21 protein-coding genes are annotated in these 21,447 nt (G+C 34.1%); 8 read left to right on the top strand and 13 right to left on the bottom strand.

Translation table 11 applies throughout. The features are described from left to right. The first annotated feature begins 51 nt into the window (after positions 1–51). Entirely contained in the window at positions 52–1,275 is a 1,224-nt protein-coding gene (gene hflX / locus BUE95_RS04120) for a GTPase HflX (protein WP_073581693.1), read from the top strand. Between the two features lie 49 nt (positions 1,276–1,324). Here the strand turns inward: hflX and BUE95_RS04115 are convergent, their stop codons facing one another. The 8 genes from BUE95_RS04115 to BUE95_RS04080 all read right to left on the bottom strand — a co-directional run bounded on the left by BUE95_RS04115 (position 1,325) and on the right by BUE95_RS04080 (position 7,788). Beyond that, a complete protein-coding gene (locus BUE95_RS04115) occupies positions 1,325–2,167 on the bottom strand; it encodes a DUF3078 domain-containing protein (protein WP_073581691.1) in 843 nt (280 codons plus the stop codon). A gap of 36 nt (positions 2,168–2,203) precedes the next feature. After that, positions 2,204–2,707: a DUF2480 family protein gene (locus BUE95_RS04110; protein ID WP_073581689.1), complete on the bottom strand. Its 504-nt coding sequence runs from the start codon at positions 2,705–2,707 to the stop codon at positions 2,204–2,206. Between the two features lie 73 nt (positions 2,708–2,780). Then, complete coding sequence (locus tag BUE95_RS04105; RefSeq protein ID WP_073581687.1) at positions 2,781–3,104, bottom strand: SUF system Fe-S cluster assembly protein; 324 nt, start codon at positions 3,102–3,104, stop codon at positions 2,781–2,783. Positions 3,105–3,167: 63 nt separating this feature from the next. Next, positions 3,168–3,587: a SufE family protein gene (locus tag BUE95_RS04100; protein ID WP_073581685.1), complete on the bottom strand. Its 420-nt coding sequence runs from the start codon at positions 3,585–3,587 to the stop codon at positions 3,168–3,170. Positions 3,588–3,596: 9 nt separating this feature from the next. Beyond that, complete coding sequence (locus BUE95_RS04095) at positions 3,597–4,346, bottom strand: META domain-containing protein (protein WP_073581683.1); 750 nt, start codon at positions 4,344–4,346, stop codon at positions 3,597–3,599. 13 nt (positions 4,347–4,359) lie between these two features. Continuing rightward, positions 4,360–5,574 (bottom strand): aminotransferase class V-fold PLP-dependent enzyme, encoded by a 1,215-nt coding sequence (locus BUE95_RS04090; protein WP_073581681.1) that lies wholly within the window; start codon positions 5,572–5,574, stop codon positions 4,360–4,362. A 71-nt stretch (positions 5,575–5,645) separates the two neighbouring features. After that, positions 5,646–6,815, bottom strand: a complete 1,170-nt coding sequence (locus tag BUE95_RS04085; RefSeq protein WP_073581679.1) for a hypothetical protein — start codon at positions 6,813–6,815, stop codon at positions 5,646–5,648. Then, the gene (locus BUE95_RS04080; protein WP_073581677.1) at positions 6,790–7,788 is read right to left on the bottom strand and encodes a DUF2157 domain-containing protein; all 999 of its coding nucleotides are present in this window, start codon (positions 7,786–7,788) and stop codon (positions 6,790–6,792) included. The genes BUE95_RS04085 and BUE95_RS04080 overlap by 26 nt, the downstream gene beginning before the upstream one ends. Positions 7,789–7,966: 178 nt before the next feature. Here BUE95_RS04080 and BUE95_RS04075 point away from each other — a divergent pair, with 178 nt between their 5' ends. Next, entirely contained in the window at positions 7,967–9,094 is a 1,128-nt protein-coding gene (locus BUE95_RS04075) for a Fic family protein (RefSeq protein WP_073581675.1), read from the top strand. Between the two features lie 45 nt (positions 9,095–9,139). On the opposite strand, the gene sufD is transcribed toward BUE95_RS04075, so the two are convergent. The 5 genes from sufD to BUE95_RS04050 form a co-directional block, all read right to left on the bottom strand. Beyond that, a complete protein-coding gene (gene sufD / locus BUE95_RS04070) occupies positions 9,140–10,456 on the bottom strand; it encodes a Fe-S cluster assembly protein SufD (RefSeq protein ID WP_073582428.1) in 1,317 nt (438 codons plus the stop codon). Between the two features lie 35 nt (positions 10,457–10,491). Continuing rightward, a complete protein-coding gene (locus BUE95_RS04065; RefSeq protein WP_073581673.1) occupies positions 10,492–10,881 on the bottom strand; it encodes a four helix bundle protein in 390 nt (129 codons plus the stop codon). Positions 10,882–10,954: 73 nt separating this feature from the next. Then, positions 10,955–11,704 carry a Fe-S cluster assembly ATPase SufC gene (gene sufC, locus BUE95_RS04060; RefSeq protein ID WP_073581671.1) on the bottom strand — a complete coding sequence of 250 codons (750 nt, stop codon included), beginning with the start codon at positions 11,702–11,704 and terminating at the stop codon, positions 10,955–10,957. 132 nt (positions 11,705–11,836) lie between these two features. Continuing rightward, on the bottom strand, positions 11,837–13,285 hold the full coding sequence (sufB, locus tag BUE95_RS04055) for a Fe-S cluster assembly protein SufB (protein WP_073581669.1): 1,449 nt from the start codon (positions 13,283–13,285) through the stop codon (positions 11,837–11,839). Positions 13,286–13,401: 116 nt separating this feature from the next. Then, positions 13,402–13,731, bottom strand: coding sequence for a HesB/IscA family protein (locus tag BUE95_RS04050; RefSeq protein ID WP_073581667.1), 330 nt, complete (start codon positions 13,729–13,731; stop codon positions 13,402–13,404). Between the two features lie 143 nt (positions 13,732–13,874). Here BUE95_RS04050 and BUE95_RS04045 point away from each other — a divergent pair, with 143 nt between their 5' ends. The 6 genes from BUE95_RS04045 to BUE95_RS04020 all read left to right on the top strand — a co-directional run bounded on the left by BUE95_RS04045 (position 13,875) and on the right by BUE95_RS04020 (position 21,327). After that, positions 13,875–14,735, top strand: coding sequence for an MBL fold metallo-hydrolase (locus tag BUE95_RS04045; RefSeq protein ID WP_073581665.1), 861 nt, complete (start codon positions 13,875–13,877; stop codon positions 14,733–14,735). A 73-nt stretch (positions 14,736–14,808) separates the two neighbouring features. After that, positions 14,809–16,404: a S8 family peptidase gene (locus BUE95_RS04040; protein ID WP_073581663.1), complete on the top strand. Its 1,596-nt coding sequence runs from the start codon at positions 14,809–14,811 to the stop codon at positions 16,402–16,404. 69 nt (positions 16,405–16,473) lie between these two features. Further along, the gene (locus BUE95_RS04035) at positions 16,474–18,351 is read left to right on the top strand and encodes a M1 family metallopeptidase (protein ID WP_073581661.1); all 1,878 of its coding nucleotides are present in this window, start codon (positions 16,474–16,476) and stop codon (positions 18,349–18,351) included. A 46-nt stretch (positions 18,352–18,397) separates the two neighbouring features. Further along, a complete protein-coding gene (rnpA, locus tag BUE95_RS04030) occupies positions 18,398–18,769 on the top strand; it encodes a ribonuclease P protein component (protein WP_073581659.1) in 372 nt (123 codons plus the stop codon). A gap of 73 nt (positions 18,770–18,842) precedes the next feature. After that, complete coding sequence (locus tag BUE95_RS04025; protein ID WP_073581657.1) at positions 18,843–20,477, top strand: S41 family peptidase; 1,635 nt, start codon at positions 18,843–18,845, stop codon at positions 20,475–20,477. 1 nt (position 20,478) lies between these two features. Next, positions 20,479–21,327 carry an OmpA family protein gene (locus BUE95_RS04020; protein WP_073581655.1) on the top strand — a complete coding sequence of 283 codons (849 nt, stop codon included), beginning with the start codon at positions 20,479–20,481 and terminating at the stop codon, positions 21,325–21,327. The last annotated feature ends 120 nt before the right edge of the window (positions 21,328–21,447 follow it).

Here is a 21,447-nt window from a genome sequence, read left to right as displayed (position 1 = left end):
CGCTTTTTTTATGCTTGCTATTTCGTACCTTTGTATTCTTAAAGAACGATTATGTTAGAGAAAGAAGTTATTGACTTTGAAAAATCAATTATAGTGGGAATAGTAACGCAAAACCAAAGTGAAGAGAAACTAAACGAGTATCTTGACGAGTTGGAATTCTTAACCTATACCGCTGGTGGAACCGTGATCAAACGTTTCTCACAGAAAATGGATAAACCCAATCCAAAAACGTTTGTGGGTACTGGAAAATTAGAAGAAATTAAATATTTCATTAAAGACAACGATATCAAAACCGTTATTTTTGACGATGAATTAACACCTTCACAATCCAAAAACATCACCAAAGAATTGGATTGTAAAGTCTTAGACCGAACCAATCTTATCTTAGATATCTTCGCACAACGTGCCGAAACTTCGTATGCAAGAACACAAGTAGAATTAGCACAATGCCAATACTTACTCCCCCGTTTAACTGGAATGTGGACACACCTTGAACGTCAAAAAGGAGGAATTGGAATGCGTGGTCCCGGGGAAACCGAAATCGAAACCGACCGTCGTATTGTGCGTGATCGAATTTCGTTACTGAAAGATAAAATTAAAGTAATTGACAAACAAATGGCAACCCAACGAAGCAATCGCGGTGCGATGGTTCGTGTAGCTTTAGTAGGGTATACAAATGTTGGAAAATCTACTTTGATGAACGCTGTTGGAAAAAGCGATGTGTTTGTAGAAAACAAATTATTTGCCACGCTTGATACTACCGTTCGCAAAACGGTAATTAAAAACTTACCTTTTCTTTTAAGCGACACTGTTGGTTTTATTAGAAAACTTCCTACGCAGTTGGTAGAGTCTTTTAAAAGTACCTTAGACGAAGTGAGAGAGGCGGATTTATTGCTTCACGTAGTAGATATTTCACATCCCGATTTTGAAGACCACATTGCCTCTGTAAACCAAATTCTACAAGACATTAAAAGCGCAGACAAACCTACCATCATGGTTTTCAATAAAATCGACGCTTTTAAGTCGGTTTACTTTGATGAAAACGATTTAAGTGTTGAAAAAACAACCAAACATTATACTTTAGACGATTGGAAAAAAACATGGATGAGTAAATTAGGCGAAAGTAAAACCCTATTTATCTCAGCTACAGAAAAAGCCAACTTTGAAGAGTTTAGGGAAAAAGTATACGAAGCCGTTCGAGAAATTCATATTACAAGATTTCCTTACAACAAATTTTTATACCCCGATTATAAAGATGCCGTTGAAAATGAATAAAAAAAGACCTCAACTGAGGTCTTTTTGTTTGATTTAAGCTTGTTTAGAATTAAAAACCATAATTCACGCCTAAGCCGATGATTTGTTTCGTCTGAAAGCCTCTAAACGCATTATCATCATAAATTGTTTGAAACGCAAAATTGGTAGATAAGAACTTATTAATCTTCATTACAATATTCAATTGGTAATCAATATCCACATTTTGTGGATCCTCTAGATAATTGGAATAAAAATTTAAAATATTTTCTACCGAAACATTCTCCATGATATTGAATTTATAATAACCATTAATTGCAGCTCCTAGCTCATATCGATTGGTTTCCCCTTGTTCAACTCCAAATGAAGAGCCCAAAGTTGTAAAATGATCATGAACCACAATTAATTTAGATGTTGCAGGAGCGATATTTACTTTTAAATTATCACTTTTTTTCCAAAGCATACCAGGTCCCAATTGAAAAAAAGCAGGAGAAAAGAAATGTGAAATTTTTACAGTTTGTGTGGCAGGATCTAAACCTGTATCCATTTGCGTCTTAAAATTAAAAAATGCTGAATAAAACCAATATCCAGAAGCTTTTTTACCCAACAAGGAATTGTACTCTATCCTGTCATCTGTTTTTTGAGTAGCTGCTCCTTTAATTTTAGTTAAACCATAGGCAATAATAATTTTGTTGTCCCAATTCCAATCCCCATTTTTATAATTGAAATCGTAATTTACACCAACATTGCCAGCAAAATTATTTTGTCCACCTGCTTGCCAATTGCTAAAAGAAGACTGATTGGCTAACAAGGTGAAAACACCTTTTCTAGTCCAATGTTTTGTAGTATCAGTTACCGTTTCTTGGGCAGAACCAACTATTGACACAAAAAAAATCCATAAAAAAAGCTTTCTCATTTCTAAATTTTTTAAAAATTATAGAAACAAAGGTACTTATTTTTGTTTATAAAGGGGTACCGCTGAACAAGCCTCACCAAACATAACACTCTTGGAAACTTGCATTAATTTTTGAATCGCTAGCGTGTATACTTGGTTCGGAACGGATTTTTTGGAACATCCTTTCAGGATTACAGGCTTTTGAAAATAATCGGTATAATCCAATTTATTCAAAATATCTTGATACCATTCTATAACGGCCATTTCTTTATTACCATGAATGACCTTTAAAGCATAAGGAGCCAAATGAACCGCAACCAATGCAAATGTCCAAGCGGGAAGAATGGCATCAGTCGCACAAAATAGCGCAACATACTTGTCCTCAAAATGCGACCAATCCATTTCTTTTAATTTGGTTCTGAACTCCGATTCTTTCAAAATAAAGCCATCTAATAACCATTGGGAAATATCTAAATCCACCACATGATGCTCTGGATAGTAATCTTCTAAATCGAATACCATCAATGAACTTTGCGCTACTTTGTTTACTATTTCGTCCATATCTTAGTGTTCAGTGTTCAGTGATTAGTGTTCAGTAGACCTGCCAACTAAAAACGGAACACGGGTTACTTATTTAAAGCATTCCTAACTCTAATTTTGCTTCTTCGCTCATTAAATCTTTACTCCAAGGCGGATCGAACGTGATTTCTACTTCGCAAGATTTCACCTCATCTATTGATTTTACTTTCTCTTCCACTTCTTGAGGTAAGGTTTCCGCAACGGGACAATTTGGAGATGTTAAGGTCATTAAAATTTTTACCTCATTATCTTCATTAATCATTACGTCGTAGATTAAACCTAATTCGTAAATATCTACTGGAATTTCTGGGTCGAAAATTCCTTTTAAAACTTTGACTACATTTTCGCCTAAGTTGATGGTATCGTTAAATTCTTCCATTTTATTTTAGTATTCAGTGTTCAGTGAAAAGTGTTCGGTTAATCCGAAAACTTATATGTTTATTTATTGCTTCGATTGAAATGCCAAAGCGTACATTTTTATTTGTTTTATCATCGAAACCAAACCGTTGGCTCTTGTGGGTGATAAATGCTCTTTTAATCCAATTTCATCTATAAATTCGGTATTCGCATCTAAAATATCCTTTGGGGATTGATTGGAAAACGCACGAATTAAAACCGCAATAATTCCTTTGGTTAAAATAGCATCACTATCAGCAGAGAAAACAATTTTTCCATCCTGCTCTTCCCCGTGCAACCAGACTTTGGATTGACATCCTTTGATAATGTTTTCGTCTACTTTATATTGTTCTTCAATTATCGGAAGCGATTTTCCTAATTCGATAATGTATTCATAACGTTGCATCCAATCGTCAAACATAGAAAATTCGTCTACGATATCGTTTTGTATTTGTTTAATCGTCATTGGAAAAAATTATTTTTTTGTTGCTTTTAACACCAAATTGTTATTGTCATCATATAATAAAATGGTTTTGTTATTTAGTTTAAAAGTAGAAATTTCAGAAGAAACTTTAAGCCAAAGTGATTCATCATCCATAATGCCTTCACAATATTTTTTGGTAACCATTAACGGTCCAAGAGTGATAGATGCTTCTTGAAATTCATACGTACCTGAATACATATTACATCCCATAAAACCCGATACTTTTTTAGCATCAAAACTTATAAAATATTCCTTTTCACTAACATTTCGAGACATCAACTCTTCAACAGAATAGCTGCCTAAAATTGGATTTTTCACATCAGAATTATCTGCAATAGTATTGATTAAATCAACAAACTCTTTTATTTTAACTGGTGGGATTGTGTGATCAAAACCTTTAGTGGTATATGTTTTATCTCCCACTGTAATTGACATATCGGCATGAGGCTTTCCATCATAGGCTCTTTCCATAGTTGTGCCTTCCAATTTATCAAACGTTTTTAAATCAATTTTTTTGAATAAATCAGCTATTCTTTTCCATTGTTCATCAGTAAGTTCAATAACTTTAGGCTTTCCATCATGCTCACTGATTAATGAAAATACATTTTTTTCAATTACAATCATTCTGTGATAGCCTCTTGTACTAGCACCATAAACAACTTTTACATCTGAAAGATCTTGTCCTTGAGAACAACCTTTTGATAAAAGAATAACTAGAAAAACAGATAAAAGAGATTTCATAATTTTGATTTTTTTAAGATAACATCATTTGCGCTTTTTTAACCGCTTCTACAAAGATATCAATTTCTTCCTTGGTATTATAAAAAGCAAAACTCGCTCTAATCGTTCCTGGAATATTGAAAAAATTCATAATAGGTTGGGCGCAGTGATGACCGGTTCTAACCGCTATACCTAACTTATCGATAATTGTGCCAATGTCATACGGATGAATGCCTGCAATGTTAAATGAAATAACAGAGGCTTTGTTTTCGCTAGTTCCGAAAATCGTTAAACCTTCAATTTCTTGTAATCTTTTCGTTCCGTAATCCAATAATTCTTGTTCGTAAGCCGCAATATTATCAAAACCAATTGCATTCATGTAATCAATTGCGGTTCCTAGAACAATTCCACCTTCAATGTTTGGTGTTCCGGCTTCAAACTTGTGAGGTAAATCAGCATACGTAGTTTTCTCGAACGTTACCTCAGCAATCATTTCGCCTCCGCCTTGATAGGGTGGTAATTTTCGCAACCATGCTTCTTTTCCGTACAAGATTCCAACGCCTGTTGGTCCGCACACTTTATGACCTGAAAACACATAAAAATCACAATCCAATGCTTGTACATCGGGACGTAAATGCGGCGTTGCTTGTGCGCCGTCAATTAAAACGGCTGCTCCTACGCCATGTGCTTTTTTGATGATGTATTCAATTGGGTTAACCGTTCCTAAGGCATTTGAAATATGATTTACGGTTACAATTTTTGTTTTTTCAGAAAGTAATTTATCAAATTCTGAAATAACCAATTCTCCTTTTTCATTCATTGGTATTACGACCAACTTCGCTCCTGTTCTTTCACACAAAAATTGCCAAGGCACAATGTTGCTGTGATGTTCCAAAGCCGAAACCATTACTTCATCACCTGCTTGTAGCAAACTTGTAAAACCATTCGCGACCAAGTTAATTCCGAAAGTAGTTCCGGAAGTAAAAATGATTTCGTGATTGTGTTTCGCATTTAAGTGATTTTGAATTGTATTTCTAGACACTTCATAAGCGTCGGTAGCCAATTGACTCAACGTATGTACCCCGCGGTGAATATTCGCGTTGATTTCGCTGTAATATTTTGAAATAGCATCAATAACCACTTGCGGCTTTTGCGAAGTAGCTCCATTATCAAAATACACCAAGGGTTTACCATTTACTTTTTGCGATAAAATGGGAAAATCCGCTCTTACTTTTTGAACATCAAACATTTTCATACAATTTGAGTACAAATTTACAACTTGATTGTTTATAATTGGAATAAATAAAGGTTAAAATCGAATTAAAACTTCGCTCCTGCTCCACCACCACTAAATCCGCCGCCGCCAAATTCCATTGGATTGGTTTGTGTCGGTGCTGGTGATGCGGCATTTGCTAAAGACAGTATCGCTTGAGCGTTGAATAATAAAGAATCTTCGGAATCGCTATCGGGTTGGAACGTAACGCCTTCGGTTTTGTTTTTTAATTGTTGAATAATCAAATAGGCGAATATAAAAAGTAAAATTCCACTGATTACGATTACGTATTCTATTGGGAAGAAATAGTAATAATGGCGAATGGAGTAAAATCCGAACCCTAAAGTGGCTAATCCTGTATATAAAACCAACTTATCTTTCCATTTGATTCCCAAAAAGAAATAAAGCAACGGAATTAAAAAAGTGAGTCCGTAAAAAACAAAAGCAAGCGGAACATCGGATTTAGTTGTGATTTCTAAGTTCATTAAAGATTCGGATAATTCGCGAACGACTAAATAATTCATTGATAAATAGCCTAAAAGCAAACTCGCAACTCTAACGGTGTCTAAAGTTTTAAAATACGGATAGAAATTTTGGTTTTTACTTAAATGAACTACAAAAAAATAAACCAAGATTGCTAGAAGCAATCCGACAAATGACAAATAAAACATGGGCATTACATCGTGTTCGACTATTAAATTGAAAAATATCCCAACCCATCCAATAAATGCTAATAAAGCCGAAATCGTATTAATAAAACGAATAGCGAAAAACACCCCTAAAAGCAACATCGTGATTAAAACCGGCAATATGGCTTCAGTGAGAATCCCAATACCGATGGAGAAAGAAATTTGCGAAGAAAGCAAAAAGGCATCATCTAATCCGTGTCGGAAAAATTTCAGGTTCACCAAAACCTCTAATCCAATGTAAGCCACAATCGCATAAAAGAAAAAGATTATTTGATATTGCTCAGAAATCAGTTGAAATAAGATTAATCCACAAGCACTTATAATGGTTGAAATCAGGAAACTTCCCAAGAAAAAGAAACCGATTCTAAAGAAAATATTCGAATTCGATTTTAGTTGGGCTAATTGCGCGAAAATGATTTGCAATTGCTCTTTGGAAAGGAATTTCTTTTGATATAATTTTTTCGCTTCTTCGGCCAAAAAATAGTTTTCTAATTCGGATTTATTATACGCTTGCATTCTTTTTGGCATTAAATTGTTTGACTAATCGGATAAACAGATAAATACTCGCTACCACATAAAATGGCGCTAACATGGTTAGAAATTGGTAGATAAATTCAAAATGGATAAACGAAATGATTCTTCCGCCCACAATATTTACTCCGAAATAACCATACAACAACATAAAAGCGAAAAGTGACGTAGCTAAAATACGGTAACTAAATTGATAGAAATAATACAAAAATCCGATTAAAATGGGAATGAAAACCCACCAATGATCCGAAACCAAACCTACTAAAATACAAACGCCCAACAAATGCAAAGCAAACGTGGCATACACAAAATGAAAATGCGCTTTGATTTTATGTTTCAACGAATATTCCATCCAAACCAATAAAAGCATTCCTAAAATCAACCCAGAATACGTTAATTCCAGATTGGAATAAACTTCATTTTGAAACAAATTTTTGGGTGTGATAGAAATTCCGATGAATGTAGCCAAACTCGTAATCGCCATAGAAAGTACAATTCGATTATCGAAATAATACGCAACAGCAAAACATAAAATGGCTGAAATTAAAGAAACATAAGCATACGAATCATCAAAAATTTGATATTGAAAATTGATATAACCCAAAAAAATACACGCCAACAAACTTCCCGTTAAAACCAAATAATCATATAACGGATTTTCGAACAAAACCTCATCATTCGCATAGCCTTTTGCTTTTTTAAAACTGAAATAAAAGCAAACCAACATCAAGATAAAATTAGCCGAAAGTATCGCTAAATGTCCGATAGAATCGATGTTATTATAAATAATAATTCCAATTCCAGAAGTAAAAAGGAATATCGAAAAGTAAATCATTAAGAGCAATTCGCTTCGCAAGGAGAAAATACCTTTCTTTTGATAATCTGCGATTTCCTTCAAATGGTTATCATTCAGAAATTTCTTTTGATAGAGTTTTTGAAGTTGTAGTTCTGAAAAATGTGATTTTTCCATGAATTATAATTTGAATAAAGATAGGAGAAAGTTTGGAATTAAAATAAGTTTCTCTCTTTAAAGTAAAACGCACTAATAAAGATTTTTTGTCAATTTATTAAAAAACGTTATTGTTAATTAAGTTTTTTGATTGTTTTCTTAAATAAGGTTATCTTTGTTTAAATTAAAAATTTATATTATGGAGTTTTTTATTTCGGGAAAGGAAGTATCCCAAAAATATTATAAAAGTTTTCAACCTAATTTAATAAATAAAAATTGGATTCTTAACAATATGGAAGTTATTCAACTTCTTAGTAAAGCAGATAGACATATTGGTCGATTAGATATGTATTCGGAATATGTTAATATAGATTTGTTCATCAGAATGCACATTGCAAAAGAAGCGACCCAATCATCAAAAATTGAAGGAACACAAACCAATATGGAGGAAGCATTCTTAAAAAAAGAGGAAATTGCTTTTGAAAAAAGAGATGATTGGGAAGAAGTTCAAAATTATATAAGTGCAATGAATGAAGCTGTCAAATTACTTCATACGCTTCCTTTTTCTTCTCGACTGATAAAACAAACGCATAAAATTCTTTTACAAGGAGTTAGAGGAGAAAATAAATTACCAGGAGAATATAGAACGAGTCAAAACTGGATTGGCGGAGCAAGTATAAATGATGCCGTATTTATTCCTCCTGTACATTCATCAATAAATGAATTAATATCTGATTTAGAACATTTTGCAAATGATGAATTAAACCCACTTCCCGACTTAATAAAAATCGCAATTATTCACTATCAGTTCGAAACTATTCATCCGTTTTTAGATGGAAATGGTAGGGTTGGAAGATTATTAATAACTTTATACTTGGTGAGTAAAGGTGTTTTAAAACAACCTATTCTTTACTTATCCGATTTTTTTGAGAGAAATCGCACATTATACTATGACAACTTAATGCGAGTGCGAACTCATAACGACATGAATCAATGGTTAAAATTTTTTTTAACTGGTGTAATTGAAACTTCAAAAAAAGGAGTTGCAACATTTGACGGAATTTTACAATTGCAAAAAGTGCTTGATGAAAAACTAAAAACTCTTGGAAATCGAAATGTTGATGCAAGAAAAATTATTGATTATTTATATTCACAACCAATAATCGAAGTAAATAAAGTAGAAGAATTAATTGAAAAATCTTCAGTAACAAGTTATAAATTATTAGCTGATTTAGAAAAATTAGACATAATTAAAGAGATTTCAGGAGCACAGAGAAACAGACTTTACGTTTTTAAGGATTACCTAGATTTATTCAATAATGATTAAAAAAACCGCCCAAAAGGCGGTTTTCAAATATCTATAAAAAAATAACTACAAATCGAATCCCATATTAACCCCTAATTTATCAGCAATAATTCTGCCGATTTTAGCTTTTAATTCGGGTATTTTGATGCTGTTGGTTACTTCGCTTGTAAAAGCATACATCAACAAAGCTTTCGCTTCTTTTTTCGGAATTCCGCGTTGTTGCATGTAGAACATCGCGCTTTCGTCTAATTGTCCAATGGTACATCCATGAGAACATTTTACATCATCGGCAAAAATTTCCAATTGTGGTTTTGCATTGATCGTCGCTTTATCGCCAATTAAAATGTTATTGTTTTGTTGGAAAGCATCTGTTTTCTGCGCTTCTTTTTCAACGAAAATCTTTCCGTTAAAAACACCTGTTGCACTATCGTTTAAAATTGTTTTATAGTTTTGGTGACTCTCGCAATTTGGGGTGGCGTGTTGTACCAAAGTATAATGATCTACGTGTTGTTTATCACCAATAATGGTAATTCCTTTCAAAGTAGAATCAATTCGTTCTCCTTGGTGATAGAAATTCAAATTGTTTCTCGTAATGTTTCCACCAAACGAAAACGTATGTACCGCTACTCTACTCTCTTGTTTTTGTGCAATGTACGTGTTATCAATCAAATTCGCAGTTGGCACATCGTTTTGAATCTTGTAATAATCGACGATCGCCCGTTTTTGAGCAAAAATTTCGGTAACCGAATTCGTTAAAACTGGATTACTATTTAAACTTTGATGACGTTCTACAATTTGAACATGAGCGTTTTCTCCTACGATAATTAAGTTTCGAGGTTGTACCATCAAAGCTGCTTCATTTCCTGTAGAGAAATAGATGATTTCGATTGGTTTTTCAACCACTTTACTTTTTGGTATATTGATATAAGCACCCTCCAGTGAAAAAGCAGTATTTAAAGACGTCAAACTATCTTCCTTATTCGCAATTTGATTGAAATAGGTATCGATTACCATTTTGTATTTAGGCTTTGTCAATGCTGAAGCCATCAAACAAACGTCTAAGCCATCATGGGTAGTCGATGACAAAAACGAACTAAAAATTCCGTCGATGAAAACTACTTTATAAGTGTCAATTTCGTGTAAGAAATACTTTTTTACATCTTTAAATTCAATCGCATTTTCTTTCTTCGGGAAAACCGAAAAATCATTCTTTAAAATCGAATTTAACGAGGTGTATTTCCAAGCTTCCTCTTTTTTAGTAGGGAAACCTTTGTTTTCGAAATTTTTTATGGCGTGATTTCGAACCTCATGCAAATCCTCATTGTCTTTGATTTTTTCTTCAAAGGCCATGAAGGAAGCTAACATTTTATCTTTTAATTCCATTGTCCAATATTTTGTTTCAGGTTTCAAGTTTCAGGTTATTGGAACTTGATTCCTTTAAAATCTTTCTTGTTTAAATAAGTGATGAAATTTTTAATTTTACCGCTTAAGTTTTCATATTTATTCTTCAAATCTTTAAACTGTTCTTCCGAAATATACTCGCAATCATAAAGTCTATAAATTTGAGATCTAGTTTCTCCTGCCGAACCTTTTGCTACAGATAAAAATTGGCGAAATTCCAAATTTCCATCTCTTTCAAAACCTTCAGCAATATTATCCATTACGGAACCAGATGATGCTTTTATTTGTTCTTTAAATCTAAAATCAGTTTTTAAATCTGTTTCTTTTGAGAGAATAAAAACTTCTTTTGCTATTTTTCTAGCTTCTTGCCAGATTTCTAAATCTTCAAACTTTGTAATTGTTGCCATGGCGTATATAAAATTAAATTGTCGTGTATATAAATGAGGTTCTAATAACCTGAAACCTGAAACTTGAAACAAATTAAACCAACTCGTTCTTTATCCAATCGTATCCTTTTTCTTCTAATTCCAAAGCTAAATCAGCCCCACCTGTTTTTACAATTTTTCCATCCATTAAAACGTGAACGAAATCTGGAACGATATAATCTAACAAACGTTGGTAGTGCGTAATCACTAATACCGCGTTGTTTTCGTTTTTCAATTTATTTACACCGTTAGCTACGATTCGTAAAGCATCGATATCTAAACCTGAATCGGTTTCGTCCAAAATAGCGATTTTTGGTTCTAACATGGCCATTTGAAAAATCTCGTTACGTTTCTTTTCACCACCCGAAAAACCTTCGTTTAACGAACGCGACAAGAATTTTCTGTCCATTTCCAATAATTCCGATTTTTCACGGATTAATTTCAGCATTTCATTCGCTGGCATTTCCTCTTTTCCGTTGGCTTTTCTACTTTCATTAATTGCGGTTTTAATGAAATTTGTTACTGAAACCCCCGGAATTTCCACTGGATATTGAAACGACAAGAACACACCTTTGTGCGCTCTTTCTTCAGGCGCTAATTCCGAAATTTCTTCTCCATCTAAGAAGATTTCGCCTTCGGTTACATCGTAATTTTCGTTTCCGGCAATGATAGAAGATAAAGTTGATTTTCCGGCACCATTTGGTCCCATAATCGCATGCACTTCTCCTGCTTTAATTTCAAGGTTGATTCCTTTTAATATGTCTTTGTCTTCTACCGAAGCGTGTAAGTTTTTTATCTGTAACATTTTAGTTTCAGGTTTAAAGTTTCAAGTTTATGAAATGGTGTTCTTGAAACGTTTATATTAAATTATTTTTAAATTCTATTATAATTGTTTTTATGTTCAGGTATAACTTGAAACCTGAAACTTGAAACAAAACTATCCCACTGAACCTTCTAATGAGATTTCCAATAATTTTTGCGCTTCCACAGCAAATTCCATTGGTAATTTGTTCAATACTTCTTTGCTGAATCCGTTTACGATTAAAGCGATGGCTTTCTCGGTTGGGATTCCGCGTTGGTTGCAATAGAACACTTGGTCTTCTCCAATTTTTGAAGTTGTAGCTTCATGTTCGATCTTTGCCGAAGCATTTTTGCTTTCGATATATGGGAATGTATGTGCTCCACAGTTATTTCCCATCAAAAGCGAATCACATTGCGAGAAGTTACGAGCATTTTCTGCTCTTGCTCCAATTTGCACTAATCCTCTATAACTGTTTTGTGATTTTCCAGCTGAAATTCCTTTAGAAATAATGGTCGATTTGGTGTTTTTTCCCAAATGAATCATCTTGGTTCCGGTATCCGCTTGTTGGAAATTATTGGTAACGGCAATCGAATAAAACTCTCCGATTGAATTATCGCCTTTTAATATGCAAGAAGGATATTTCCAAGTGACAGCCGAACCTGTTTCAACTTGTGTCCAAGATATTTTAGCATTTTTCTCGCACAAACCTCGTTTGGTAACGAAATTGTAAACGCCTCCTTTTCCTTCTTTATTTCCAGGAAACCAGTTTTGAACGGTTGAATATTTGATTTCGGCTCCGTCCATTGCAATCAATTCAACCACAGCTGCGTGCAATTGGTTTTCATCACGACTTGGAGCGGTACATCCTTCTAAATAAGATACATAACTCTCTTCGTCGGCAACCAATAACGTTCTTTCAAACTGACCTGTTCCACCTTGATTGATACGGAAATACGTTGATAATTCCATTGGACAACGAACGCCTTTTGGAATGTAACAGAAACTTCCATCCGAAAAAACAGCCGAATTTAACGCTGCATAAAAATTATCTTTCATAGGAACAACTGTTCCTAAATGTTTACGAACTAATTCTGGATGTTCTTTAATCGCTTCGGAAATCGAACAAAAAATAATGCCTTTTTCGTTTAATGTTTTCTTGAAAGTCGTTGCCACAGAAACCGAATCAACCACGATATCAATCGCTACGTTATTCATTTTCTTTTGCTCGTCAATAGAAATACCCAACTTTTTGTACATCGCCAAAAGCTCTGGATCAACATCTTCTAATTTTTTATTCGGATCGGCTTTCTTGGGTGCCGAATAATACGAAATCGCCTGAAAATCTGGTTTTTCGTAATTTACGTTGGCCCATTCTGGCTCTTCCATTTCTTGCCAAGCACGAAAAGCTTCTAAACGCCATTCGGTCATCCATTCTGGCTCGTCTTTTTTCTTAGAAATAGCACGAACAATATCTTCATTTAACCCAATAGGAAACGTTTCCGAGTCCAATTCGGTATAAAATCCGTATTCGTATTCTTTATTTTCTAATTCGACCTTTAAGTCGTCTTCAGTATATTTGCTCATATTAGCCCCCTAGCCCCCAGTGGGGGAACTCCTATTAGGGGTAAATAGGATTTTTAATTTATTAAAATAAAATTTGTGCGCAACATTGTCAACTCCCCTTTTTGGGGGTTGGTAGGCTAAAGCGAGAAACTCTCACCACATCCACACGTTCTTTGCGCGTTTGGATTGTTAAAAACAAATCCTTTTCCGTTTAATCCTCCTGAAAACTCTAAAATAGTACCTGCCAAATACAGAAAACTCTTTTTCTCAACGGCAATTTTTACATTATTATCTTCAAATATTTTATCGTTTTCCCCTATTTCGTTGTCGAATTTTAAATCATATGACAAACCCGAGCAACCACCACTTTTTACGCCTACTCGAACGTAATCTTTGGCTGCATCAAAACCATCTTCTTGCATCATTGCAATGATTTTTTTACTTGCTGTATCTGACACTTTAATCATACCTATTTTGATTTTGTCTAAATTAACCGCAAAGATAAGCCATAAATTGCTTTTTACAAGATTTCATAACATTTTTATAACTTATTGATGGATAGTTTCCATTTATAGTATTTTTTGTAATTTGGCAGAAAAATGTTTAACTCATGAAATTACACCCTATTGAAGCAGGAAATTTCAAATTAGATGGCGGGGCTATGTTTGGCGTAGTACCGAAAACCATTTGGAATAAAACCAATCCAGCTGACCAAAATAATTTAATTGATATTGCGGCAAGATGTTTACTAATTGAAGACGGAAACCGATTGACTTTAATTGATACCGGAATGGGCAGCAAACAATCGGAAAAATTCTTTGGTTATTATTCGCTTTGGGGGGACCATTCGCTAGAAAAATCATTAAAAAAAGCAGGGTTTCATCGCGATGATATAACCGATGTGTTTATGACGCATTTGCACTTTGACCATTGTGGCGGAAGTGTGAATTGGAATAAAAATAAAACGGGTTATGAGGTAGCATTTAAGAATGCTAAATTTTGGACCAACGAAAACCATTGGAAATGGGCAACCCAACCCAATGCTCGCGAAAAAGCTTCTTTTCTTCACGAAAATCTATTTCCAATGCAAGAGAGTGGACAATTGCATTTTATCAATCGTCCAGAAAGTGATTTTGGGTTCTCAAGCGAGTTAGGCTTTGACATTTTGTTTGCCGATGGTCATACCGAAAAACAAATGCTACCACACATCAATTACAACGGAAAAACCATTGTTTTTTGTGCCGATTTATTAGCAACAGCAGGGCATATCCCGATTCCATATGTAATGGGTTACGACACAAGACCATTATTGACATTGGATGAAAAAGCAAAATTCATGAATGCAGCTGCTGACCACAACTATTATTTATTCTTAGAACATGATGCGCATAATGAAATTATCACCGTGGAACGAACCGAAAAAGGAGTGCGCTTAAAAGAAGTTTTCAAATGCGAAGACATTTTAAAATAATGTTAAAACGTTTTAAAACTGTAACAAATACCCAATAGTTCTACCCAATTAATAAAAAAATAACTGAATTAATATGAAACGAATTTTTAGACCCCTTTATCTAAGCCTATCGCTTGGAATTTTTCTTATAAGTTGCGGCAGCCAAAAAATGATTTCAACTCCTGTTGAAAATATTGATAATTTACCTTTAAAAACCACTCCAGTTGCTGAAAAAGACCTGTTGCGTTGGAGCCATTTAGATTTAGTCAAAGACACGCTACCTGGGATGAGTGTTGACAAAGCGTACACCGAATTTTTGAAAGGAAAAAAAGGAAAAAAAGTCATTGTAGGAATTGTAGATTCTGGTGTTGACATCAACCATGAAGATTTAAAAACAGTAATTTGGACCAATCCAAAAGAAATTGCTGGCAATGGAATCGACGATGACAAAAATGGTTACATTGATGATATGCACGGTTGGAATTTCTTAGGAGATGCCGTACATGAACAATTAGAAATGACTCGAATCGTAAAAAAAGGGCCTGGAACACCAGACTATGATAAAGCCAAAGCGAAATTAGATGAAGAAGTAAATAGTCTTCAACCTCAAAAACAACAATTGGATTTTCTTGTAGATGCTGAAAAAAATCTTGTTGCTTACTTTAAAAAAAGTGATTTTACCTTAGACGAAGTAAAAGCAATTCCTGATACCGAAACCAGTCTGAGCCGACCAAAAGCAATTTTTACTCAAATTTTATCGCAAACTTCAAAAAAAGAATTCGATGAAGAGATTAAAAATTTCAGAGACTATGTTTACGACCAACTCAACTACAATCTGAATGTTGAATTTGACGGTAGAAAAATTGTTGGGGATAATCCAAACGATTTGAACGATACGAAATATGGTAATAATAATGTTATAGGCCCGGAACCAAAAGAAGCTAAACATGGTACGCACGTTGCTGGAATCGTGGCACAAATTAGAGGAAATAAAAAAGGGGGTGACGGCGTAACCAACAATGCCCAAATCATGACCTTAAGAGCGGTTCCAAATGGTGATGAATATGATAAAGATATCGCGCTAGCCATTCGCTATGCTGTAGACAATGGTGCTAAAGTGATTAACGGTTCATTTGGAAAATATTTTTCTCAGAACAAAGAATGGGTTATGGATGCGATCAAATATGCGGAATCAAAAGATGTACTAGTAGTAATTGCTGCCGGTAATGAATCGTATGATTTAGATGTCACCAATAAATACCCTAATGACACCTATGATGGAAGTCCCGAATATGCTAAAAACGTATTGATCGTTGGAGCACTTGCCCCAACTTATGGCTCAAAAATGGTTGCTGGTTTTTCAAATTACGGAAAAAATAACGTAGATATTTTTGCTCCAGGAGATAAAATTTACGCTACCACTCCGTTGAATACATACGAATATTTGCAAGGAACTTCTATGGCGTCTCCAAACGTAGCCGGTGTAGCCACCTTAATTCGTTCGTATTATCCGAATTTAAGCGCACTTCAGGTAAAACAAATTATCATGGAAAGTGGAACACCTTTGAAAAATCAAGTAGTCGTTGGAGAAGACAAACACAAGGCGAATTTCGCAGATGTTTCTAAATCAGGAAGTATTATCAACGCTTATAATGCTTTGGCTTTAGCTGCTAAAATGGCAAAAAAATAAATTTCAAATCAGCATAAAAACCTACAAATTATCCATTTTTTGTAGGTTTTTCCTTTTAACTCATTAATCATGAAAAAAATCCTTTTTTTACTCATTCCAATTATAGGTTTTACACAAAACAACCCAAATCCAGGTTATTGGCAACAACACGTTGACTACAAGATGGAGGTTGACATGGATGTTAAGAAATTCCAGTACAAAGGAAAACAAGAAATTGTGTACACCAACAATTCACCAGATACCTTACATAAAGTATTCTATCATTTATACAATAACGCCTTTCAGCCTGGTAGCGAAATGGATGCTAGACTTCAAACGATTTCAGATCCCGATAAACGAATGGTTAAAACCTTTAAAAAAGAGGGTAGAGATGTAAAAGAAAGTAGAATTAGTTCCTTAAAGCCTAATGAAATAGGGTATCTGAACATCGCTAATTTTAAACAAGACGGTGTTGCCGCTACTACTAAAGTGGTAGGAACAATTTTAGAAGTTACCTTGGCAAAACCAATTTTACCAAATCAAAAAACAACACTTTCACTAGATTTTGATGGTCAAGTACCGTTGCAAATTCGTCGTTCTGGAAGATTGTCTGAAGAAGGAGTCGCGCTGTCCATGACACAATGGTATCCAAAATTATGTGAATATGATTTTGAAGGTTGGCATGCCAATCCTTACATCGCGAGAGAATTTCATGGTGTTTGGGGCAATTTTGACGTGAAAATCACGATTGACAAAGCGTATACCATTGGAGGTACGGGCTACTTACAAAACAAAAACGAAATCGGTCACGGTTATCAAGACGCTGGGGTTAATGTGGTTTATCCAAAGAAAACTAAGAACTTAACGTGGCATTTTTATGCACCAAATGTGCATGATTTTGCTTGGGGAGCGGATAACGAATTTATTCACGACATGATTTTAGGACCCAACAATGTGGAATTGCATTTCTTGTATAAAAACAAAAAAGAAAATTTAGAAAATTGGAAAAAATTACAACCTAAAACGGCTGAATTGTTAGCCTTTTTTAATGAAAATGTTGGTCAATACCCATACAAACAATATTCTGTTATTCAAGGTGGCGATGGAGGAATGGAATATGGCATGTGTACCTTAATCACAGGAAACAGAGCTTTTGGTAGTTTAGTTGGCGTAACGGCTCACGAACTTGCACATTCTTGGTTCCAATTTGTATTAGCAACCAACGAAACCAAACACGAATGGATGGATGAAGGATTTACTTCATACATTTCTAACTTGGCAATGAACAAAGTTTTGCCTCCTAAAAAACCTGAAAATCCATTTGAAGACTCTTATAAAAACTACATTTACTTGGCTACATCAGGAAAAGAGCAACCCCTTTCTACGCATGCCGATCGTTATGATTTAAATATGGCATATGGCATTTCAGCGTATAGCAAAGGAGAAGTGTTTTTAGCACAATTGGGTTATCTTATTGGTCAAGAAAACCTCAACAAAACTATTAAACGTTATTACAACGAATATAAATTTACGCACCCAACACCAAACGATATCAAACGTGTTGCGGAAAAAGTTTCCGGTGCTAATTTAGATTGGTATTTATTGGATTGGACTTTAACAACGAATACCATTGATTATTCGATAAGAACTGTTAAAGAAGATAAAAATGAAAACCGTAGTACAATAATTCTAGAACGCAAAGGGAAAATACCAATGCCTTTAGATGTTATAGTGGAATATCAAGATGGTACTAAAGAATTTTTTTATATTCCAAACACCTTGATGCGATGGGAAAAACCTAATCCATACGCTTCACTTAAAACAACCATTTTAAAAGGTTGGGATTGGGCTTATCCAACTTTTACTTTTGATGTTGCGCAAATCAATATCAAATCCATTACGATTGACCCAAGCGGTCTAATGGCAGATATAAACAAACAAGATAATATTTTTTTGAGAAATGATTAAATTCAAGCCGACTTTCAATAGTCGGCTTTTTTTATACCTTTGTGCCATGTCATTTACATATCCCAAACACGAAAAATTAAAAAGTAAAAGCACCATTGATTTGTTGTTTTCGGAAGGAAAATCGGTTTCGAAATATCCTTTGCGTTTGGTTTATGTTGAAAATACAGAGGAAAATGCTGAACGCATCAAAATGGGGGTTTCCGTTTCAAAAAAGTATTTCAAAAAAGCGGTAGATCGAAATTATTTCAAACGCGTCTTACGAGAAACGTATCGTTTAAACAAACACCTTTTGATTGATAATTTAGACAAACCTCACGCTTTTATGTTTTTTTATCAAACGAAAGAGCGGCTTTCTTACCAAGAAATAGCAGAAAAAACCATACAACTCTTTCAAAAATTCAACGAATTAAAAAAGTAAATCTCAGATTGGGTTTCAATTTTGGTTAATATTAATTACTTTCGTAAGCTAGTACTAATCAACTATTCCGATCATGATGCCATCTTTCAAAAGAAAAATAACCATTCCTTTTGCTGCCCTAATTTTCCTATTTGTTGGGGTTAGTTTTAAAAACGATTTTTTTGAAATTGCCAAACAAATTGAAATCTTCACGGGTCTTTTCAAAACCGTTAATCAAAATTACGTGGATGAAACCAATCCAGGTGAAATGATGGATAATGCTATTAAAAACATGTTGAAAGAATTGGATCCTTATACGGTTTTTTTCAACGAACAAGATGTTTTAAAATTCAAAATCAACAATACAGGTGAGTATACGGGCATCGGTGCCATGGTACAACGCAAAGAAGGTAAGGTGTTTTTGAAAGAAATATACAAAGGATTTCCAGCCGATAAAGCTGGACTGAAAGCAGGTGATGAAATCATCCAAATTGGGGATATTAACTTAAAAGAATATCAGGATGATGCCTCGCAATTGTTTCGTGGGGCTAAAAACACAAAAGTTGAAATTCAATACCTTCGTCAAGGAAAAACACAAAATGCAACCCTTGTTTTAGATGATGTTGAAGTAAAAGCAGTGCCCTTTTTTTCGCTTTTAAAAGACAATACCGGTTACATTGTTTTAACGCGTTTTACTGAAAAAGCCAGTTCAGAAACTAAGGCGGCCGTATTAGAATTGAAAAAACAAGGTGCTACCAAAATCATTTTAGATTTGAGAGGAAATCCCGGGGGATTGCTTCACGAGGCGGTAAACATATGCAATCTTTTTGTAGCTAAAAACGAATTAATAGTAACCACAAAATCTAAAAATCCAAAACACAACTTGGAATACCGTACAAAAAATGAACCCGTTGATTTAGAAATCCCCATCGCGGTCATTGTTGATGGAAAAAGTGCTTCAGCATCCGAAATAGTGGCAGGTGCCATTCAAGATTTAGACCGAGGGGTTATTTTAGGAACGAGAAGTTTTGGAAAAGGATTGGTTCAGCGCCCATTGGATTTATCCTACGGAACGCAAGTTAAGGTAACCATTTCGAGATATTACACCCCTTCCGGAAGATGCATTCAAGCGTTGGATTATTCCAAAAAAGACGAAAATGGAAAAGCCTTAAAGAAATCGCAAAACGAATTCAATGCGTTCAAAACCAAAGCGGGTAGAATTGTTTATGACGGTGGTGGTGTTTTACCAGATATCGAAATCGAAGAAACCAAAATGGCTACCGTTTCTGATGCACTAGTTAAAAGTGATGCTATTTTCAACTTCGCTACACAATGGTATTACAACAACCCAAACGTTTCTGGAATTCCCACCCTTAACGAAGACCATTTCACTTCATTTAAATCGTTTTTAAAGCAAGAGAAAATCACTTTAGAAACCGAAACCAACAAAGCTTTGAAAAATGTTTTAGAAACCGCTAAAAAAGAAAAAATAGACTCACAAATTGCATCCGAGTACAAACAACTAGAATTGGCCCTAGAACGAAATCAAGAATTGGAACTGGATAAAAACAAAAATCAAATCAAAAAACTGATTCAAGAAGAATTAATAACGCGTTACCAATATCGTGAGGGTTTGTATCGTTATTATACCCAAGAAAACTTAGAAATTGAAAAAGCTATTGCCCTACTCAACAATCCATTGCAGTATAAATCCATTTTAAAAAAATAAAATGAACCGTTTTTTTTCTCTCATCTTAATTTTTTTTAAAGTAATATCTTTTGCTCAAGAAGAGAATGAAATACACTCAATATTTTTTGAATTTGACAAATACTATTTAAATGAAGAACAAGCAAATGCAGTTTTTAGTTTTATAAAAAAAATCGATACCGTACAAATTGAATCCATTCAGATCTTTGGCTATTGTGACGATAGAGGAAAAGACGAATATAACTATGTTTTATCGACCAACAGAGCAAATACTGTTAAAAATATATTATTAGAAAAAGGCATAAAAAATAAAATCATTATTACCCTTGAAGGAAAAGGTAGAATAATGCTTGATGAAGACATGCAAAACAATCTTCCCGAAGCGCGTTCTAAAAACCGAAGGGTAGATGTGGTTGTAAATTTTAAACCTTTTGTAATTGATGATTTAAAAATTCCTGGCGTATATAGTACGATCAAGAAAGACAGGGTTGTAGGTGATAGAATTTATCTTGATCACGTTTTGTTTGAAAGAGGTAGCAGTCAACTAACTTATAAAGCTAAAAAGGAATTAGATAGAATAGCTGTAGAATTAAACAAATACAAAAACATTTATTTCGAAATACAAGGTCATGTATGTTGTACCCCAACATTCCAAAAAGAAGCAATAGATAGGGAAACGAAAAAACGCGAATTATCAATCAACAGAGCAAAAAAAGTTTACAATTATTTATTAAAAAAACGCATAAGTAAATCTAGAATGACTTTCAAAGGTTACGGTAATTCACAGTCTTTGAAAAAAGGAAGCATTTTTGATAGAAGAGTAGAACTTTTGATTACTAAAAATGAAGAACTTTTATCAAAAAAGGAATAAATAATTTAAATTTGAATTGTTTAATTCATTTAAAGCAAAAAGAATATGATTAGAAATTTTCCTTAATGGAAAATTATTTTAAAGATGAATGTTAAAAAAACATCTTAACAGCATAACAAA

This window comes from Flavobacterium cucumis (genome assembly GCF_900148835.1).
Lineage (GTDB): Bacteria > Bacteroidota > Bacteroidia > Flavobacteriales > Flavobacteriaceae > Flavobacterium > Flavobacterium cucumis.
This window is presented reverse-complemented; position numbering and strand designations above follow the sequence as displayed.

Bases quoted from the DNA above. Each gene is read 5' to 3' on its own strand.
- hflX (WP_073581693.1), top strand. From the start codon at position 52: ATGTTAGAGAAAGAAGTTATTGACTTTGAAAAATCAATTATAGTGGGA.
- BUE95_RS04115 (WP_073581691.1), bottom strand. From the start codon at position 2,167: ATGAGAAAGCTTTTTTTATGGATTTTTTTTGTGTCAATAGTTGGTTCT.
- BUE95_RS04110 (WP_073581689.1), bottom strand. From the start codon at position 2,707: ATGGACGAAATAGTAAACAAAGTAGCGCAAAGTTCATTGATGGTATTC.
- BUE95_RS04105 (WP_073581687.1), bottom strand. From the start codon at position 3,104: ATGGAAGAATTTAACGATACCATCAACTTAGGCGAAAATGTAGTCAAA.
- BUE95_RS04100 (WP_073581685.1), bottom strand. From the start codon at position 3,587: ATGACGATTAAACAAATACAAAACGATATCGTAGACGAATTTTCTATG.
- BUE95_RS04095 (WP_073581683.1), bottom strand. From the start codon at position 4,346: ATGAAATCTCTTTTATCTGTTTTTCTAGTTATTCTTTTATCAAAAGGT.
- BUE95_RS04090 (WP_073581681.1), bottom strand. From the start codon at position 5,574: ATGTTTGATGTTCAAAAAGTAAGAGCGGATTTTCCCATTTTATCGCAA.
- BUE95_RS04085 (WP_073581679.1), bottom strand. From the start codon at position 6,815: ATGCCAAAAAGAATGCAAGCGTATAATAAATCCGAATTAGAAAACTAT.
- BUE95_RS04080 (WP_073581677.1), bottom strand. From the start codon at position 7,788: ATGGAAAAATCACATTTTTCAGAACTACAACTTCAAAAACTCTATCAA.
- BUE95_RS04075 (WP_073581675.1), top strand. From the start codon at position 7,967: ATGGAGTTTTTTATTTCGGGAAAGGAAGTATCCCAAAAATATTATAAA.
- sufD (WP_073582428.1), bottom strand. From the start codon at position 10,456: ATGGAATTAAAAGATAAAATGTTAGCTTCCTTCATGGCCTTTGAAGAA.
- BUE95_RS04065 (WP_073581673.1), bottom strand. From the start codon at position 10,881: ATGGCAACAATTACAAAGTTTGAAGATTTAGAAATCTGGCAAGAAGCT.
- sufC (WP_073581671.1), bottom strand. From the start codon at position 11,704: ATGTTACAGATAAAAAACTTACACGCTTCGGTAGAAGACAAAGACATA.
- sufB (WP_073581669.1), bottom strand. From the start codon at position 13,285: ATGAGCAAATATACTGAAGACGACTTAAAGGTCGAATTAGAAAATAAA.
- BUE95_RS04050 (WP_073581667.1), bottom strand. From the start codon at position 13,731: ATGATTAAAGTGTCAGATACAGCAAGTAAAAAAATCATTGCAATGATG.
- BUE95_RS04045 (WP_073581665.1), top strand. From the start codon at position 13,875: ATGAAATTACACCCTATTGAAGCAGGAAATTTCAAATTAGATGGCGGG.
- BUE95_RS04040 (WP_073581663.1), top strand. From the start codon at position 14,809: ATGAAACGAATTTTTAGACCCCTTTATCTAAGCCTATCGCTTGGAATT.
- BUE95_RS04035 (WP_073581661.1), top strand. From the start codon at position 16,474: ATGAAAAAAATCCTTTTTTTACTCATTCCAATTATAGGTTTTACACAA.
- rnpA (WP_073581659.1), top strand. From the start codon at position 18,398: ATGTCATTTACATATCCCAAACACGAAAAATTAAAAAGTAAAAGCACC.
- BUE95_RS04025 (WP_073581657.1), top strand. From the start codon at position 18,843: ATGATGCCATCTTTCAAAAGAAAAATAACCATTCCTTTTGCTGCCCTA.
- BUE95_RS04020 (WP_073581655.1), top strand. From the start codon at position 20,479: ATGAACCGTTTTTTTTCTCTCATCTTAATTTTTTTTAAAGTAATATCT.